This window comes from Ruegeria sp. BHSC029 (genome assembly GCF_059613085.1).
Window position 1 is genome coordinate 160,458 of the sequence record NZ_JBXWRU010000003.1, and the last position, 16,398, is coordinate 176,855.

Genomic DNA, 16,398 nt, shown 5'->3' on the forward strand with positions numbered 1-16,398 from the left:
CTATCCGCTCCTGTCAGTCGGCGAAGAAGAATTCGTCTGGGCGGTGCACTCCGAAATGCGCGCCGGGTTCCCACGCCCACATGGCCTGTTCGGGAACATTGCGCAGACGGTTTGAAACCACGATCGGCTGGGGCGCGCCGTTCAGAATTCCGATGCCATAGATCTGGTCGGCGTGTATCTTCAACATTTCCTCCCAGACCGCCCGGCGTTCATCCTCGGTTTTTGCAAGTTCCCAGATGTGGTTCAACTCCAGCAAGCGCTGGGCTTCGGGCAGGTCGGGCGGCTCGCCGGCTTCGCCGCCGGTTTGATAGTGCTGCCCCCATTTTGGCCAGGCCAGAAACACCTGGTCGGTCGGGGCCAGGTAAACCGGTGACGTATGCAGCTGCGGGATGCCATCATCCCAGCCATACCAGACCGAAGCCATCGTATTGCCGGCAAAAACACGGTTGCGCAGGATGTCGCGGTCAAGCGGACGCATGACCAGTTTCACCCCGATTTCCCGCCACGTATCAGTCACGATCTGCAGCGCGTTCTCGACCTCTTGGCGTTCCCCGGCCGTCTCGATCACCAGTTCCATGGGGCGGCCGTCCGGCAACAGGCGTATGCCGTTCTTGTCGCGCTGCGTCAGCCCGACCTCGTCCAGCAGGGCGTTGGCCTGTGCGACGTCGTATTGCGCCCAGGCCTGCGCATTCTCTTCACTGTAGAAGGGCGAGGCAGGCAGAACCGACATGGCGGCCGGATGCGCCAGTTTGAAGTACAGCGCTTGGTTGATGGTCTGACGGTCGATGGCCAGCGAAAGAGCGCGACGGACACGGACATCGCGCAGCACATTGCGCCAGACCTCGTCTTCAAAATTCAGGTTTGGGTAGATCGCGATCTGTGACGAGACACCGGTTTTCCAGAGTAGAGTTTTGTAATTTCCGTTGGCTTCGCCCTTTTTTAGGATCGAGGCATCCCGAAAATCAAGTCCACGACCCTGCAGGTCGGCCTCACCGGCATTGGCCTTGGCCGCCACCAGGCCGGGAGCAACGATCTCCATCTCGACTACGTCGATGTATGGCAGTTGCAAACCCTTCGAGTCGATGCGGTGGTAATAGGGGTTGCGGACGAAATTGTGCCGGATCTTCTTGCCCGAGCTCGCGTTCAGCCACGGCTGCAGAGTGGGCAGTTCGTGATTGTCGTACTTGTAGAGGTTGTCCAGCTTGTTGTGCAGGGCGGCCCAGCTCTTGACACGTGCGTCACTGACCTCGAAGTCCAGCTTTTCCTTGTCGGCATATTTCTCATGATAACGCTTCAGGAACGCAGCAGGGCGGTAGATGAATGGTGGTCGCGCCTGCGCCAGTGAGGCCAGAAAGTTCGGGTTCGGGTCGTCCCATTCGTAGATCACCGTCGTTTCGTCCGGGAACGTGACAGTGGGGAGTTTGCCCTCAACCCGCAGGAAATCTGGGGGGCCGGACGGGCTGAGGAGCTCGTTGTTGGCCACGTCTTCCCACCAGTATCGGAAGTCTTCCGAGGTGAAAGGTGTGCCGTCCGACCATTTGTGCCCCTTGCGCAGGTGCAGAGTGTACTTGCGGTTTTCTTCGTTGTCGTAAGACGCCAGCAGATCGGGGACCAGATTGTACTGGGCATCGAAGCCCACCAGTCGGGCGTAGCCATAGACCACCATCTGCCGGATATCCTTGGACCGGGTGACCATCGTGCGCAGGGTTCCGCCCTGTTTGCCGAATTCGCGCCCTTTCGAAGACAGGTCGACGATCAGCGGTTCCTGCGGGATGCGATCTTGCACCGGGGGCAGGTTTCCGATGTCCACCTCGGCTTTCCAGAACGTGCTTTCCTGCAGGTCGGGAAGGGTGTCGGCCCAGGCGGGCAGCGCCGCGCCCAGCGTCAGCGCGGCGGCCAGAAACTTGAATCGAGTGGTCTTAAACATGGCAACGTACCTTATGGCCGGGCTCCATTTCCACGAGTGAAGGTATCATGGTGTCAGAGAATCTAAAGGCGTCATCCCAACTGTCCGGAGACCCGGCGCCAAGGGCGACCAGCTTCAGATCGATGGGACGATTGATATCGGGTTCGGGTTGTGCGGCAATCAGAGCCTTGGTGTAGGGGTGGCGCGGGTTGTAGAACAACGTCTCGGGTGGAGCCTGTTCGACGACCAGCCCCTGGCGCATGACCGCGACCTCGTCCGCGATACGGGCGACCACGGCCAGATCGTGAGAAATGAAAAGATAGGACAGGTTCAGACTGTCCTGCAGTCTTTCCAGAAGGGTCAGGATTTGCTCTTGGACCGAAACGTCCAAAGCCGATGTCGGCTCGTCGCAGACGATCAGGGACGGATCCAGCATCATCGCACGGGCGATTGACAGGCGTTGGCGTTGACCGCCGGAGAAAGCGTGGGGGTAGCGCTTGAGCATCCCGGCGTTCAATCCCACGCGTTCGAGCATCTCAGCGGCCTTGTCGCGGCGCTCGGCCGTCGTACCGATATTGTGGATCTCCAGCGGTTCGGTCATCGCATCCTGAATGCGCATGCGCGGGCTCAGAGAACTGTAGGGATCCTGAAACACCATCTGAGCCTTGCGCTGAAACGCCGTGCGCTCCTCGCGGGTCATCTGGTGGACGCGTATCGGGTCCTCGCCCGGCGCGGCGCGAAAAAGCACTTCGCCGCCCGGGTCTGGCAACTCGGCCCCCAGCGCGATCCGGGCCGCGGTGGTCTTGCCCGATCCGCTTTCGCCGACTACGGCCAACGTCTTGCCGCGGGCCAGTTTCAGGTCGACGCCCCGGCAGGCATAAATCAGCTTGTCCGCTTTCCAACCGCGCGACGACCGCATCGTGTAGGTCTTGCACACATCCTTCATGTCGAGGATCAGATCCTCGTCCGGCATCGGAATTCCCACGGCTTCTTTGTCCGGGATCTCGGGGGCCGCATCAAACAGCTGGCGGGTATAGGGATGGGCCGGAGCATTCAGGATCAGCTCGGCTGAACCCGCCTCCATCACCCGGCCTTTGTGCATGACGACGACCTGTTCGGCCATATTGGCGACCACGCCCAGGTCATGCGTCACCAAAACCAGCGCCATACCAGTTTCTTTCTGCAGATCCTTGATCAGTCCCAGCACCTGAGCCTGGGTCGTCACATCCAGCGCAGTTGTCGGTTCGTCGGCAATCAGCAATTCCGGTTTGGACACCATCGCCATCGCAATCATCGCGCGTTGACGCATCCCGCCCGAAAGTTCGAAGGGATACGAGTCATAGGCACGCGCCGGATCGGGAAAACCCACGCGTTCGAACTGCGACAGCACTTCCTTGCGGGCCTCAGACTCGGAGGCGCCCCGATGCAGCCACAGAACTTCGCTGACCTGGTTGCCGATCTTGTGCAACGGAGACAGCGACCGCATAGGTTCTTGGAAGATCATCGAAATTCGATTGCCGCGGATGCCACGCATCTCACGTTCGGAAATTTCGGACAGCGCGACGCTGCCCTTGGAGGTGTTCAGCTGCATCACGCCGCTGCGGATCTGGGCCGTTCTGGGCAGAATGCGCAGCACCGCCCGGCAAGAGATCGTCTTGCCCGACCCGGATTCCCCGACCAATGCCAGCGTTTGCCCGGCCTCGACATCGAAATTCACATCTCTGACGACGGGCTCCCCGGCGCCGAAACCGATGCTCAGGTCTCGGACAGACAGCAAGGCCGTCATGCGGGCTTTCCACCCGTGTGGCCACCACGTGACATTGGTTTTGAACTCCCTGGTTTTTTGTCGCAGTTTCGCGCGCTTGGGGGCGACTAGTCAAATACCTTCTTGGGCTGAAATGTCGCGGAAACGTGACGAACAGTGCATTGTGCCTACACAAAGTCTTGAGTTTTTGTCATCAAAGCCGCGATTGGCCGCGATTGGTGGTCGTTAAGGTATCAGGGAGATATTTCGCAATGTCCGACGCGCAAAGCCGACTGGATCTGTTCATTGATCGCATGGTCTCGCAGCGGGCATGTCTGGATTTCGCGATTGCCGACACGGCCGATTTGGCCGGTCCGGTGTTCGAACTGGGTCTGGGAAACGGGCGCACTTATCATCACATGATGAACCGGGTCCGCAACCGACCCGTCTATGTGTTCGAACGTGCTGTGGCCTCGCACCCCGATTCCACCCCGCCCGAAGATCGTCTGATCCTGGGCGACGTGCGCGAGACGCTGCCCGCCGCGCTGGATCGGTTCGGCGCGACCGCCAGCCTGATCCATGCCGATCTGGGCGGCCACAACCGCGAAAAGAACGATGCCTTCGCCCGCTTTGTGTCACCCCTGATCGAACCGCTGCTGGCCGAGGGCGGGCTGATGGTCTCGAGCGACCGGATGTATTTCGAGACGCTCACGGAGCAGACCCTTCCCGCAGATGCGGTTCCGGATCGCTGCTTTATCTACCGGCGCTGAGCGGCGTTCCGCAGGGTCACTTTGCGCGGGGACTCGATCCCGGCACGGCGGGCGGTCTAACCTACGCGTGACGTTCACGCAAAGGACCGCCCATGCTGTTTTACGATTGCTCGACCGCCCCGAACCCGCGCCGTGCCCGGATGTTCATCGCCGAAAAGGGGCTGCAGATCGAAACCCGCGACATCTCGATCGCCAAGGGCGAGCAAATGAGCGAGGCGTTCCGAAAGGTGAACCCCCGCGCCACCATTCCGGTTCTGGTTACCGACGAGGGGACCGTTCTGACCGAAAACCTCGGCATCGCTGCCTATCTCGAGGCGCGCTTCCCTGAGCCTCCGTTGATGGGGCGGACACCGGACGAGAAAGGGCTGGTGCTGATGTGGAACGCGATCGTCGAGCAACAGGGCGGGGCGCCCATCGCAGACGCGCTGCGCAACACGCATCCGGCCTTCAAGGACCGCGCCATCCCCGGACCGCAGAACCACGCGCAGATCCCGGAACTGGCCGAACGCGGCCTCGCGCGCGTCGGAGCGTTCTTCGACTTGCTCGAAGAACGTCTGCAAGACAGCGCCTTCATCGCGGGCGAGGCGTTCTCGCTGGCCGATATCTCGACCTTCGTGTTCGTGGATTTCGCCCGTGTCATCAAGATGCGCATCCCCGAGGGCAACACGGCAACCCGGGCCTGGTTCGACAGCGTGCAGGCGCGACCCAGCGCCAGCGCCTGACAGCACTGTACAGAAATGTCTAGACAGAAGTGAACAGTGCCCCTAGCGTCCTTTGGGAATCGTCCAGGGGAGGTCGGGATGAAATCGCAGTATCGCGTTGTAGTCATCGGGGGTGGCGTCGTCGGCGCCTCGGTTCTGTATCATCTGGCCAAGTTCGGCTGGCCGGATGTGGTTATGCTGGAACGCCGGCGGCTGGCTTCGGGGTCGTCATGGCACGCGGCGGGGGGCATCCACGCGCTGAACGCCGATCCGAACATGGCGGCGCTGCAGGCCTACACGATCGACTTGCTGAGCGAGATCGAGAAGGAATCGGGCCAGAATATCGGCCTGCACATGACCGGCGGCCTGACGCTGGCCGGAACCCCCGAACGGTGGGAGTGGTTGCAGGCGAACTACCGCATCTTTCAGTCCATTGGCATCGACGACTGCGAATTGCTGAGCCCGGAAGAGGCGCAGAAACGCTGCCCGATCATGTCCACCGACGGCATTCTGGGCGCGATGTGGGCCGACCGGGAGGGCTACATCGACACCACCGGCACCGTGCAGGCCTATGCCACCGCAGCCAAAAAACGCGGGGCGGAATACTACGAGGAAACCAAGGTTGAGGAACTGATCCAGACCGCCGATGGCTGGCAGGTGGTGACCGACAGGGGAACGATCACCTGCGAGCATGTGGTCAACGCCGCCGGCCTGTGGGCCAAGCAGCTGGGGCGCATGGCAGGGGTCGAACTGCCGGTGTCGCCACTGAAGCACCATTACCTGATCACCGACACGGTGCCCGAGGTCGCAGCGGCCGATTTCGAGATGCCGATGACCGTGGATCTCGAGGGCTTCACCTACATGCGGCAGGACCAGAAGGGTGTTCTGGTCGGCATCTACGAGGTCGATCACGAACACTGGGCTATGGACGGCGCGCCATGGAATTATGGCGAGGAGCTGTTTCAGGAGCAGCTGGACCGCATCGAGAACGAACTGACGCTGGGCTTCGAACGCTATCCGGCGATCCAGAACGTGGGCATCAAGACATGGGTGAACGGTGCCTTCACCTTCTCGCCCGACGGCAACCCTCTGGTCGGTCCGGTGCCGGGCAAGCGGGGCTATTGGACCGCTTGCGCGGTGATGGCCGGGTTCCTTCAAGGCGGCGGCGTCGGCAAGACGCTGGCCGAATGGATGATCCATGGCGAGCCCGAGGCCGACGCCTGGCCGATGGACGTGGCGCGCTATGGCGACTTTGCCCAGAACAAGCGCTACATCCGCGAGACGACGGGCCAGTTCTATTCACGCCGTTTCGTGATGACCTATCCGAACGAGCAGTTGCCCGCCGGACGCCTGTTGAAAATGTCGCCGGCCCATGACGCGATGACCGAAGCGGGTTGCAAATGGGGGGTCAGCTGGGATCTCGAGGTGCCGCTCTATTTCGCGCCCAAGGGGTTCGAGGAAACGCCGACCCTGAAACGCTCGAACGCCTTCGACATCGTGGCCGAGGAATGCCGCACCATCCGCGAAGGCGTGGGCCTGATGGACATCACCGGGTTCTCACGGTTCGAGGTTTCGGGGCCCAATGCGGAAATCTGGCTCAACAAGGTGATGGCCTCGAAACTGCCGGGACCGGGCCGCGCGAAATTGGCGCCGATGCTGGGCGAGAACGGGCGGCTCAAGGGCGACCTGACGGTGCTGAACTGGGGCGACGGCACCTGGTGGATCATGGGCAGCTATTACCTGCGGGCCTGGCACATGCGCTGGTTCGACGATCACATGATCGATGGCGTACAGGTGCGCGACCTCGGCGAAGAGGTCTGCGGCTTTGCCGTGGTTGGCCCGAAATCACAGGCGGTGGTCGAGAAACTGGCCGAACAGGATATCTCAACCCTGAAATTCATGGGCTGCGGTGACTACGACATCGGCCTCGTGCGCGCCCGGGTGGCCCGCATGTCGGTCACTGGCGAAAAGGGTTATGAGATCAACTGCCGGTATGGCGACCACATCGCCCTGCGCCGCGCGCTGCTCGAGGCCGGAGCCAGCGAAGGCATCCGCGAATGCGGCTTCAACGCGATGCTGTCCACGCGGCTTGAGAAGAGCTTTGGCATCTGGTCGGCCGAATTCACCCAGGCCTACACCCCCGGCATGACTGGCATGGACCGTTGGATCGACTGGACCAAGGACTTCATCGGCAAGGACGCGGCATTGGCCCAGCGTGAGGGCAACGGCCCGGCGCAGGTTCAGGTGACGCTCGAGGTGGACGCGCTGGATGCGGATGCCAGCGGGTACGAGCCGGTCTGGGCGGGCGACCAGCGCGTGGGTTTCGTGACCTCGGGCGGGTATGGCCACTATATCGGCAAGTCGCTGGCGATGGCGCTGGTGGACCGCGACAAGGCGCGGCCGGGCACCGAACTGTCGGTGCACGTGGTCGGGGTCGAGCGGCCCGCGCGGGTGATCGCGCCGTCGCCATATGATCCCGAGGGCAAGGCGATGAGGGGCTGATCGTGGCGGCCCGGGGCAGGGATCGGCGAAGGCGGGGCCGGGGTGCGGAGTCCGCACCCGCGACCCATCGGGACGTGAATTATCGCCAGTTGCGCAACCCGTTTCCGGTGATGGAGGTCTTTCCCGCCGACCAGATCGCCGACATGCACGAAACCGCTCTGCGCACGCTTGAGGAACTGGGCGTCAAGGTCCTGCTGCCCGAGGCGCGGCGTCTCTTTGCCGCTGCAGGCGCGCGGGTGGATGAAGACAGCGAAATGGTGTTCATCGGCCGCGATCTGGTCGAGGCTGCGGTGGCCTCGGCCCCGAAATCCATCGCCTGCAGGGCCGGGGCGCGGCATCGCGACTTCACGCTGGAGCTGGGGAGCCTTGTCTTTCAGCCCGGCGCAGGGGCGCCCAATGCCACCGATCTCGAACGCGGCCGCCGCCCGGCCAGCGGGCAGGATTACCTCGAATTCCTGAAGCTCACCCATCATTTCGACGTGTTCCAGATGATCTCGCCGCAGGTCGAGCCGCAGGACGTGCCGACCCACCTGCGCCACTATTTCACCACGCAGGCGCAGATCGAGCTGACCGACAAGTTCCCGTTCTTCTTCTCGCGCGGGACGCCGCAGGTGATGGATTGTTTCCAGATGCTGGCCGTCGCGCGCGGTCTGTCCGATGACGAGTTCCGCGCCCACCCGCATTGCTACACGATCATCAACACCAACAGCCCGCGCACCCTGGACATTCCGATGGCGCAGGGGCTGATCGACTTTGCCCGCCACGGGCAGATGTCGATTATCACGCCGTTCACCTTGATGGGAGCGATGGCGCCGATCACGGTCGCGGGCGCGATCACCCTGTCCCATGCCGAGGTGCTGGCCGCCCTGACTCTGACCCAACTGGCAAAACCCGGCGCGCCGGTCTGCTATGGCACCTTCACCAGCAACGTGGACATGAAATCCGGCGCCCCGGCCTTTGGCACGCCCTCGCATTTTCAGGCCTCGCTGGCGGCGGGGCAGTTGGCGCGGCATCTGGGGCTGCCGTGGCGGTCGGCGGCCGGCTCGGCCTCGAACGCCAATGACGTGCAGGCCGCCAATGAAAACCAGTTCGGGCTGTGGGGTTGCCTGATGGCGGGGGCCACCGTGATCATCCATTCGGCCGGGTGGCTGGAAGGGGGGCTTACCGTGTCCTTCGAAAAGCTGGTCTGCGATGCCGAGGTGCTGAACATGGTAGCCGAGCTGTGCGCAGGGGCTCAGGCCGGTCAGGCTGAGATTGGCTTTGACACTGCCTTGCGCGAGGTCGAGCCCGGCAGCCATTTCTTCGCCGCCAGCCAGACGATGGAGCGCTACACTACCGAGTTCTACGAACCGCACCTGCATGACTATGCCAATTTCGGTACCTGGACCGAACGCGGATCGGTCGATGCGAACTACCGGGCCACTGCGGTTTGGCGTGACATTCTGAACAATTTCGAACCACCCGCGCAGGACCAGCCGGGGCTGGACGCCATGCGCGACTTCATTGCCCGCCGAACCGCCGAGGGCGGTGCGCCGCCGGAGAGTTGAGATGAACAGCAAACCCATCCTGCATCGTGACGACCCCAAGGCCGAGCCTCTGGTCGGGAACGTCAAGGTCACGCGCGATGACTGGTTGAACGTGGCGATGGATGTGCTGATCTCGGACGGGGTCGAGCAGGTCAAGGTTCTGAACCTGGCCGACCGCATGGCGGTGTCGCGGTCCTCGTTTTACTGGTACTTCAAGTCCCGGCAGCACCTGCTGGATGCGCTGCTGGATCGCTGGCAGGCCACCAACACCGCCGCCCTGATCGCGCAGGCCGAGGCCCCGGCCCAGACCATCACCGCCGCCGTCTGCAACGTGCATCGCTGCGTGGTCAACACCGCCCTTTTCGACACGGCGCTTGACTTTGCCGTGCGCGACTGGGCGCGGCGGTCGGGCAAGGTGCGGCGGATGCTGGACCAGTCCGATGCCCGCCGCTTGGCCGCGCTGCGCGCCATGTTCGCCCGCCATGGCTATGAGGCGGTCGAGGCCGAGACCCGCGCGCGCGTGCTTTACTACATGCAGATCGGCTATGATTTGGCGCAGTTGAACGAGCCATTGGCGACGCGCCTGTCTCTGGTGCCGCACTACCTGTACGTCTTTACCGGGGTCGAGCCGCGCCCCGAGGAAATCGAGGAATTCAGCGCCTATGCCAAGCGCTGCTGGGAGGGAGGATCAAGCCATGAGCCAGCCTGACGCAATCATCATCGGAACCGGCGTGATCGGTGCCGCCATCGCGTTCGAGATGGCCAAGGCCGGCTGGAAGACCCTGTCGCTGGACCGCAACGCGCAGGTGGGGCACGGCTCGACCGCCGGGTCCTGCGCGATCATCCGGATGCATTATTCCACCTTCGACGGCACCGCCTTTGCGTGGGAGGGCTACCATTACTGGCGCGACTGGGCCGACTATCTTGGCCTGCCCGATGGGGCCGATCTGGCGCAGTTCTGCGAGACGGGCTGCCTTGTCATGAAAACAGAGGCCAACGGCCACCTGTCAAGGCACATGAAATACAGTGCCGAGTTGGATTGCCCGTTTGAGGAATGGTCGGCCGAACAGATACTCGACCGCCTGCCGATCTATTCTCTGGACAGTTTTGCCCCGGCCAAACGGATGGACGATCCAGCCTTTGGTCAGCCCAATGGCAGCAGGATGCAGGGGGCGGTGTTCTGGCCCAAGGCCGGTTATGTCACAGACCCGGCCCTGTCCGCGCAGAACCTGATGCAAGCGGCCACGCAGCGCGGCGCGCAGGTGCGGACCGGGGCCGAGGTCGTCGAAATTCTGCAGGAAGGTGGCAGAGTCAAAGGCGTCAGGCTGGCCTCGGACGAAGAGATTTACGCGCCGGTGGTGATCAACGTGGCCGGGCCGGGATCGTCGATCATCAACCGCATGGCGGGTGTGCTGGACGACATGACCATCGAAACCCGCCCGCTGCGGCAGGAGGTGGTCCACGTTCCCGCGCCGGAAGGGTTCGATTTCGAGCGTCAGGGAACCATCGTATCGGACGGCGATATCGCCTGCTACTGCCGGCCGGAACATGGCAACCATATCCTGATCGGCTCGGAAGACCCGGACTGCGACCCGCATCAGTGGTGCGAGGACGATGTGCACTACAACCACGACTTCACCGACCAGTGGACGACGCAGGCTATGCGATACGCGCAGCGCGTTCCCAGCATGGGCATTCCGTCCAGAACGCGGGGAGTGGTCGATCTGTACGACGCCTCGACCGACTGGATCCCGATCTATGACAAGTCCAGCCTGCCAGGGTTTTACATGGCCTGCGGCACCAGCGGGAACCAGTACAAGAACGCGCCGATCGCGGGCAAGATGATGGCCGCGTTGGTCGAGTATTGCGAGGGCGGGGCGGATCACGACGCCCAGCCCCTGCAATTCGAGCTGCCCCATATCAAACGCACCATCGACGCGGGCTTTTACTCCCGCAAGCGACCCATCAACGAGGAAAGCAGTTTTTCCGTCCTTGGCTAGCCAAGCCGGACAAATGCGCTAGCTCTCTGGAAACACTGAGAAAGGGCGGGCGCGATGGCGGAGAATGACACCAAAGTTCTGATCTTGGGAAGTGCGGCCGCAGCGCTGGCGGCACGGGAATGGGCGCGTGGGCCGTTCACTCACATCGTGGTCATCAACAACGCCTGGCGCATCCGCGAAGATTGGGATTTCCTGATCCATCCCGAGGATTTTCCGGCCGAGAACCGTCCCGACTGTCTGACAGCGACACAGCGCATCGTGACGGCGCAGGATTATGTCCCGATCCAGAACGCGTATGGCGGTTTCGTCTATGCCGGAGGCACCATGGCCTTTACCGCCGGGTACTGGGCGCTGGGCGCTCTCAAACCATCGGTGATTGCCTTCTTTGGCTGCGACATGGTCTATCCGCGCTCGGGCAATACCCATTTCTACGGCCAGGGAACGGCCGATCCCTTGCGTGCCGACGTCACCCTGCGTTCGCTCGAGGCGAAATCGGCACGGCTGGCGCTGCTGGCGGCGCGTCAGGATTGCAACGTGGTGCGGTTGTCCGTTGGACCCAGCCGGCTGGTCTATCCGTCCGTCTCTCATACCGAAAAGATCCCCGAGGCCCGGCCGCGCACTGAACACGTCGATGCTCTGCTGCAGGCCGAGTACGAGGCGGGCTACATGGTGCCATCCGGCCGGTATTGGGAGGTCGAAGACCGGTTCAATCCAGCCGTTGTCGACCGGCTGGATGCGGCTTGGCTTGCGGCCTACAAAGCCTCGGCGCTGGATCAGGCGGCCTGAGCGCGCGGCGCGCGCAACAAGTCATCGACCTTTCGTCTGGCGGTCTCGGCCGCTTGTATCCGAACCGGGCCGTAACCGCGGATCTCGTCAGCGCAGGACAGGATGCTTTGCCACGTTTCGGTATCCCGATCCCCGTACTCTGCCACAAGGCGGTCCAACAGCCCCTGGTACCAATTCAGCAGATCGCGGTGCAGGCGCGCTTCGGCATGATAGCCAAACGGATTGAGAGCTGTTCCGCGCAGTGCCCGCATCTTTGACAGGCCCCGCAGAACCGGCTGCATCCAAGGTCCGAACGCCTTTTTCAGCGGTCGGCCCCGGGCATCCGTTTTGCGGCTCAGCAGGGGCGGAGCCATGTGGAAACGGACCGCAAAATCGCCCTCGAACTGGTTGGCCAGTTCCTTTGCGAAATGGTCCGAAGTCATCAGCCGCGCGACTTCGAACTCATCTTTGTAGGACATCAAGCGGAACAGGTTGCGAGCGACGCTGCGCAGCAGGGTCTCGTCAGCCTGCGGCAGCGCCGAGCGGAGGGTGGCGATACGATCGGCGTAGGCCTGCGCGTATTTCGCGTTTTGATACTCGGTCAGGTAGGCGGTGCGGCGCGCAATCATCTGATCCAGAGTTTCTTCCGAACCAACGTCGTCGGAAGGCAGCGCCAGAACGTCCGGACGAACCGCCATGTTGCGCCCGATTGCAAAAGCCAGACGGTTCTTCTCGACAGCGACGCCGTTTAGCAGAACCGCCTGACCCAGCGCGACTTGCGATACCGGGACAAGACCGTGCTGCCACGCAAAACCCAGCATGATCACATTGGCAAACACCGCATCACCCAGCAGGGTTTCCGCCACCGCGTTGGCGTCGAAACCGAACAGGTTTTCCGCCCCGACCACGTTCTGAATGGCCTGTTCACGGGCATTTACCTGCAACTGAGCGTCGCGGCGCAGAACGATATCGCCGGTCGGCATTTCCGCCCGGTTCAGGACCACGCGCGTACCTTTGCGGTAATGCGCCGAGGCTTTGGGGGCCGAACTGACGACGACGTCGCAACCAATCACCGCATCGGCCGCGCCCTGATCAATGCGGACCTGGTTCAATGCGTTTGGAGTGTCGCCCAAACGGATATAGCTGAGAACGGTTCCGAATTTCTGTGCAAAGCCTGTGAAATCCAGGACCGAGGCGCCTTTCCCCTCGAGATGGGCCGCCATCGTGATCAGCGCCCCCACCGTTACCACACCCGTGCCGCCCACGCCGGTAACCAGCAGCTCGAACGGTTTGTCCAGGCGGGGCAGGGCAGGGTCGGGCAGCCCGTCCTCGAGTGTTGCCAGTTCCAGCTTTGCCATGCGTTTGCGGCGTTCGCCGCCTTCGATGGTCACGAAGCTGGGGCAGAATCCGTTGAGGCACGAGAAATCCTTGTTGCACGAGCTCAAATTGATCTTGCGCTTGCGGCCCAGCGGGGTTTCGCGCGGCTCGACGCTCAAACAGTTGGACTCGACCGAGCAGTCGCCGCAGCCCTCGCAGACCAGATCGTTGATCCAGACGAACCGCTTGGGGTCCTCCATCGTGCCGCGCTTGCGGCGGCGGCGCTTTTCGGTGGCGCAGGTCTGTTCATAGATCAGAACGGTCACGCCCGGGATCTCGCGCAACTCGCGTTGCAAGGTGTCCAGTTCGGCGCGGTCGTGGAACGTGGTTTCCGACGGGAAATCCGCGTGGTGGAACTTCGAGATGTCGTCCGAGACGACGGCGATCCGTTCCACGCCCTCGGCGCGGCAGGTCTGGGCGATGCCGGCGACGCTGACCGGGCCGTCCACCGGCTGGCCACCGGTCATGGCCACGGCGTCATTGTAGAGGATCTTGTAGGTGATGTTGGTCCCGGCCGCGACCGCCTGCCGAATCGCCAGCGAGCCCGAGTGATACCAGGTGCCCTCGCCGAGGTTCTGGAAGATGTGCTTGCCGCCGTTGAACTTGGACGCCACCACATGCGGCACGCCTTCGCCGCCCATCTGGGCATAGCCGACGGTGTGGCGATCCATCCACGAGGCCATGACGTGGCAGCCGATGCCACTGGCCGCGATCGAGCCGTCGGGCACTTTGGTCGAGGTGTTGTGCGGGCAGCCCGAGCAGAAATAGGGCGTGCGGGTCGCGCCCGGCACATTGATCAGTTGCGGCGGCTGGTCCGTCAGCGCCTTGGCCTTGGCGGGCAGGTCCTCTTCGGGGAAAAACCGGTGCAGGCGGTCGGCCACGATGGGCACCAGCATCAGCGGGCTGAGTTCACCCGTCCAGGGGATCAGCGGCTCGCCGTGGCTGTCGTATTTGCCCACCATCTTGTGCGGCTTGTCGCCGGGCCAGTCATAGAAATATTCCTTGAACTGGCTTTCGATGATGCCGCGCTTTTCTTCGACCACCAGCACCTCGGCCTTGCCCTTCACGAAGCGCAGCGCGTTGCGCCGCGCCAGTGGCCAGACCATGCCGACCTTGTAGATGTCGATGCCCAGACGGCGGCAGGCGGCCTCGTCCAGCCCCAGCAGGCGCAACGCCTCCATCAGGTCAAGATGGGCCTTTCCGGTGGTGACAAAGCCGAACTTGGCGTTGTCGATGTCATGGATGCGCCGGTCGATCGGATTGGCCTCGGCAAAGGCGCGCACGGCGCGCAGCTTGTGCTGGATGCGGGTCTCGATCTCGGGCGAGGGCAGGTCGGCGGCGCGAACATGCAACCCGCCGGGGGGCAGCTCGATCTCGGGCAGGATGTACTGTCGGTCGGGGCGCAGCTCGACCGAGCGGGCGCTTTCGACGGTTTCCGAGATCGCCTTGAACCCGACCCAGGTGCCGGAAAACCGCGACAGTGCAAAGCCGTATTCGCCGAATTCCAGATACTCCTCGACCGAGGCGGGGTTCAGCGTGGGCATGAACCATGCCATGAAGGCAACGTCGGACTGGTGCGGCATCGAGGAGCTGACGCAGCCATGGTCGTCGCCGGCCACGACCAGCACGCCGCCCTTAGGCGCCGAGCCATAGGCATTGCCGTGCTTCAGCGCATCGCCCGAGCGGTCGACGCCCGGCCCCTTGCCATACCACATCGAGAAGATGCCTTCGAATTCGCACTGCGGGTCCAGCGTCGCCTGCTGCGCGCCCAGAACGGCGGTTGCGCCCAAATCTTCGTTCACGGCGGGCATAAACGTAATGCGGTCGGATTTCAGCCGTTCGCGCGCGCGCCACAGCTCCAGGTCCAGCCCGCCCAAGGGCGAGCCGCGATAGCCCGAGACGAACCCGCCCGTGTTCAGCCCTGCATCGCGGTCGCGCCGCGCCTGATCCATCAGGATGCGCGCCAGCGCCTGCGTGCCGGTCAGGAACACGCGACCCTCGGTCTGTTCGTACCGGTCTGTGAGTTGATAAGTGCGAAGAGTGCTGTCGTGGCGGCTCATGGCTTGGACCTGGATTGGATTTGAGATTGAACAACTGTAGTTCGGTATTTGCGAAATGTTGTGCCAATGGGTCCGCAAGCTTGATATCATTTCGAAAAAATTTGCCGATAAACGCTAAGAAGACGAAAAGGTTTACCAAATGATGCAGTTGGACGACAGAGATCGCCGGATTCTGACCCTGCTACAAAGGGACAGCCGTGTGTCGAATGCGGACCTTGCCGATGCGGTCGGTATGTCGACCTCGGCCCTTTGGAGACGGGTGCGCGCATTGGAAGAGGCCGGGATCATTGAACGCTACGGCGCAGTTGTGAACCCGGTCGCGCTGGGGTTGGGGTTCGAGGCGATCGTACATGTGCATCTGACGCGGCATGATCCCGACAAGATCGTGGAGTTCATCCGGGCAATCGAAACCTGCAAGGAAGTTCAGGAATGTTTCGCAACGACCGGTCAGGCAGACTATCACCTGCGAGTGCAGTGTCCCGATCTTGCCGCCTACAACGTCTTTTTGGAGAGGTTTCTGTTTCGTTTGCCGGCCGTCGCAAGTGCACAGACGAATGTGGTTCTGCGCGCGGTCAAACGCAATCGTTCGGTCGAGTTCTGACTAGCGCGCGACGAATTCAACCCAGGCCCAGGCCATCGCGATGTAAGTGAGGTTGTGAAGGCATTGATCCAGACCGGCGGCCCGCCAAAAGGCGGCCTGATCAGGTTGCAATTGTTTCTTGTCGGAATAGCTGGCTTTGGCGAAATCGATATTGAAATGCACGATCCACTCAAGCGCACCGATGATCAGAATGAACGAAAGCGGCGCGCCGAATATCAGGAAAACCACGACTGAGCCCACAACATGCACCGCGGCATGCTGTGCGCGCCCGACATGCAGGTACTCCCCCCGCCCAGACAGCATCTTGGGCGTTTGAAGGTAGAAATCGGCAAACATGTGTTTGATCTGCAGTGCACACAGCAGAAGCAACACAGTGCCAAGTGTAGCAGGCAATAACTACCCTCCCGATATCGTCCTGACCTTCAGACTAAGGGCTATGAGACAGG

The 16,398-nt window shown here is 62.4% G+C and carries 12 protein-coding genes; 8 read left to right on the plus strand and 4 right to left on the minus strand.

Features of this window, described 5'->3' with window-relative positions; translation table 11 throughout:
* Positions 1-13: 13 nt before the first annotated feature.
* Entirely contained in the window at positions 14-1,927 is a 1,914-nt protein-coding gene (locus tag AC2FML_RS07825) for an ABC transporter substrate-binding protein (protein ID WP_496782694.1), read from the minus strand.
* A complete protein-coding gene (locus AC2FML_RS07830) occupies positions 1,920-3,692 on the minus strand; it encodes an ABC transporter ATP-binding protein (RefSeq protein WP_170390840.1) in 1,773 nt (590 codons plus the stop codon). The genes AC2FML_RS07825 and AC2FML_RS07830 overlap by 8 nt, the downstream gene beginning before the upstream one ends.
* Positions 3,693-3,922: 230 nt before the next feature.
* Between AC2FML_RS07830 and AC2FML_RS07835 the strand changes: the two genes are divergently transcribed.
* The 7 genes from AC2FML_RS07835 (at position 3,923) to AC2FML_RS07865 (ending at position 11,935) form a co-directional block, all read left to right on the plus strand.
* Complete coding sequence (locus AC2FML_RS07835) at positions 3,923-4,420, plus strand: class I SAM-dependent methyltransferase (RefSeq protein ID WP_496735134.1); 498 nt, start codon at positions 3,923-3,925, stop codon at positions 4,418-4,420.
* Positions 4,421-4,512: 92 nt separating this feature from the next.
* Positions 4,513-5,142, plus strand: a complete 630-nt coding sequence (locus AC2FML_RS07840) for a glutathione S-transferase family protein (protein ID WP_170357059.1) — start codon at positions 4,513-4,515, stop codon at positions 5,140-5,142.
* 78 nt (positions 5,143-5,220) lie between these two features.
* Positions 5,221-7,623 carry a GcvT family protein gene (locus AC2FML_RS07845; protein ID WP_496782696.1) on the plus strand — a complete coding sequence of 801 codons (2,403 nt, stop codon included), beginning with the start codon at positions 5,221-5,223 and terminating at the stop codon, positions 7,621-7,623.
* A 2-nt stretch (positions 7,624-7,625) separates the two neighbouring features.
* Positions 7,626-9,170 carry a trimethylamine methyltransferase family protein gene (locus AC2FML_RS07850; protein WP_496782697.1) on the plus strand — a complete coding sequence of 515 codons (1,545 nt, stop codon included), beginning with the start codon at positions 7,626-7,628 and terminating at the stop codon, positions 9,168-9,170.
* 1 nt (position 9,171) lies between these two features.
* Entirely contained in the window at positions 9,172-9,858 is a 687-nt protein-coding gene (locus AC2FML_RS07855; RefSeq protein ID WP_496782699.1) for a TetR/AcrR family transcriptional regulator, read from the plus strand.
* Positions 9,845-11,149: an NAD(P)/FAD-dependent oxidoreductase gene (locus tag AC2FML_RS07860; protein ID WP_496782701.1), complete on the plus strand. Its 1,305-nt coding sequence runs from the start codon at positions 9,845-9,847 to the stop codon at positions 11,147-11,149. Before AC2FML_RS07855 ends, AC2FML_RS07860 begins: the two co-directional genes overlap by 14 nt.
* Before the next feature lie 54 nt (positions 11,150-11,203).
* A complete protein-coding gene (locus tag AC2FML_RS07865; RefSeq protein WP_496782702.1) occupies positions 11,204-11,935 on the plus strand; it encodes a hypothetical protein in 732 nt (243 codons plus the stop codon).
* Here the strand turns inward: AC2FML_RS07865 and AC2FML_RS07870 are convergent.
* On the minus strand, positions 11,923-15,351 hold the full coding sequence (locus AC2FML_RS07870; RefSeq protein WP_496782704.1) for an indolepyruvate ferredoxin oxidoreductase family protein: 3,429 nt from the start codon (positions 15,349-15,351) through the stop codon (positions 11,923-11,925). The two genes, AC2FML_RS07865 and AC2FML_RS07870, sit on opposite strands and share 13 nt — an antisense overlap.
* A gap of 139 nt (positions 15,352-15,490) precedes the next feature.
* On the opposite strand from AC2FML_RS07870, the gene AC2FML_RS07875 reads away from it, so the two are divergent.
* Positions 15,491-15,952 carry an Lrp/AsnC family transcriptional regulator gene (locus tag AC2FML_RS07875; protein ID WP_244952314.1) on the plus strand — a complete coding sequence of 154 codons (462 nt, stop codon included), beginning with the start codon at positions 15,491-15,493 and terminating at the stop codon, positions 15,950-15,952.
* On the opposite strand, the gene AC2FML_RS07880 is transcribed toward AC2FML_RS07875, so the two are convergent.
* A complete protein-coding gene (locus AC2FML_RS07880; protein WP_093964572.1) occupies positions 15,953-16,345 on the minus strand; it encodes a DUF3307 domain-containing protein in 393 nt (130 codons plus the stop codon).
* Positions 16,346-16,398: the final 53 nt, after the last annotated feature.

Bases quoted from the DNA above. Each gene is read 5' to 3' on its own strand.
- AC2FML_RS07825 (WP_496782694.1), bottom strand. From the start codon at position 1,927: ATGTTTAAGACCACTCGATTCAAGTTTCTGGCCGCCGCGCTGACGCTG.
- AC2FML_RS07830 (WP_170390840.1), bottom strand. From the start codon at position 3,692: ATGACGGCCTTGCTGTCTGTCCGAGACCTGAGCATCGGTTTCGGCGCC.
- AC2FML_RS07835 (WP_496735134.1), top strand. From the start codon at position 3,923: ATGTCCGACGCGCAAAGCCGACTGGATCTGTTCATTGATCGCATGGTC.
- AC2FML_RS07840 (WP_170357059.1), top strand. From the start codon at position 4,513: ATGCTGTTTTACGATTGCTCGACCGCCCCGAACCCGCGCCGTGCCCGG.
- AC2FML_RS07845 (WP_496782696.1), top strand. From the start codon at position 5,221: ATGAAATCGCAGTATCGCGTTGTAGTCATCGGGGGTGGCGTCGTCGGC.
- AC2FML_RS07855 (WP_496782699.1), top strand. From the start codon at position 9,172: ATGAACAGCAAACCCATCCTGCATCGTGACGACCCCAAGGCCGAGCCT.
- AC2FML_RS07860 (WP_496782701.1), top strand. From the start codon at position 9,845: ATGAGCCAGCCTGACGCAATCATCATCGGAACCGGCGTGATCGGTGCC.
- AC2FML_RS07865 (WP_496782702.1), top strand. From the start codon at position 11,204: ATGGCGGAGAATGACACCAAAGTTCTGATCTTGGGAAGTGCGGCCGCA.
- AC2FML_RS07870 (WP_496782704.1), bottom strand. From the start codon at position 15,351: ATGAGCCGCCACGACAGCACTCTTCGCACTTATCAACTCACAGACCGG.
- AC2FML_RS07875 (WP_244952314.1), top strand. From the start codon at position 15,491: ATGATGCAGTTGGACGACAGAGATCGCCGGATTCTGACCCTGCTACAA.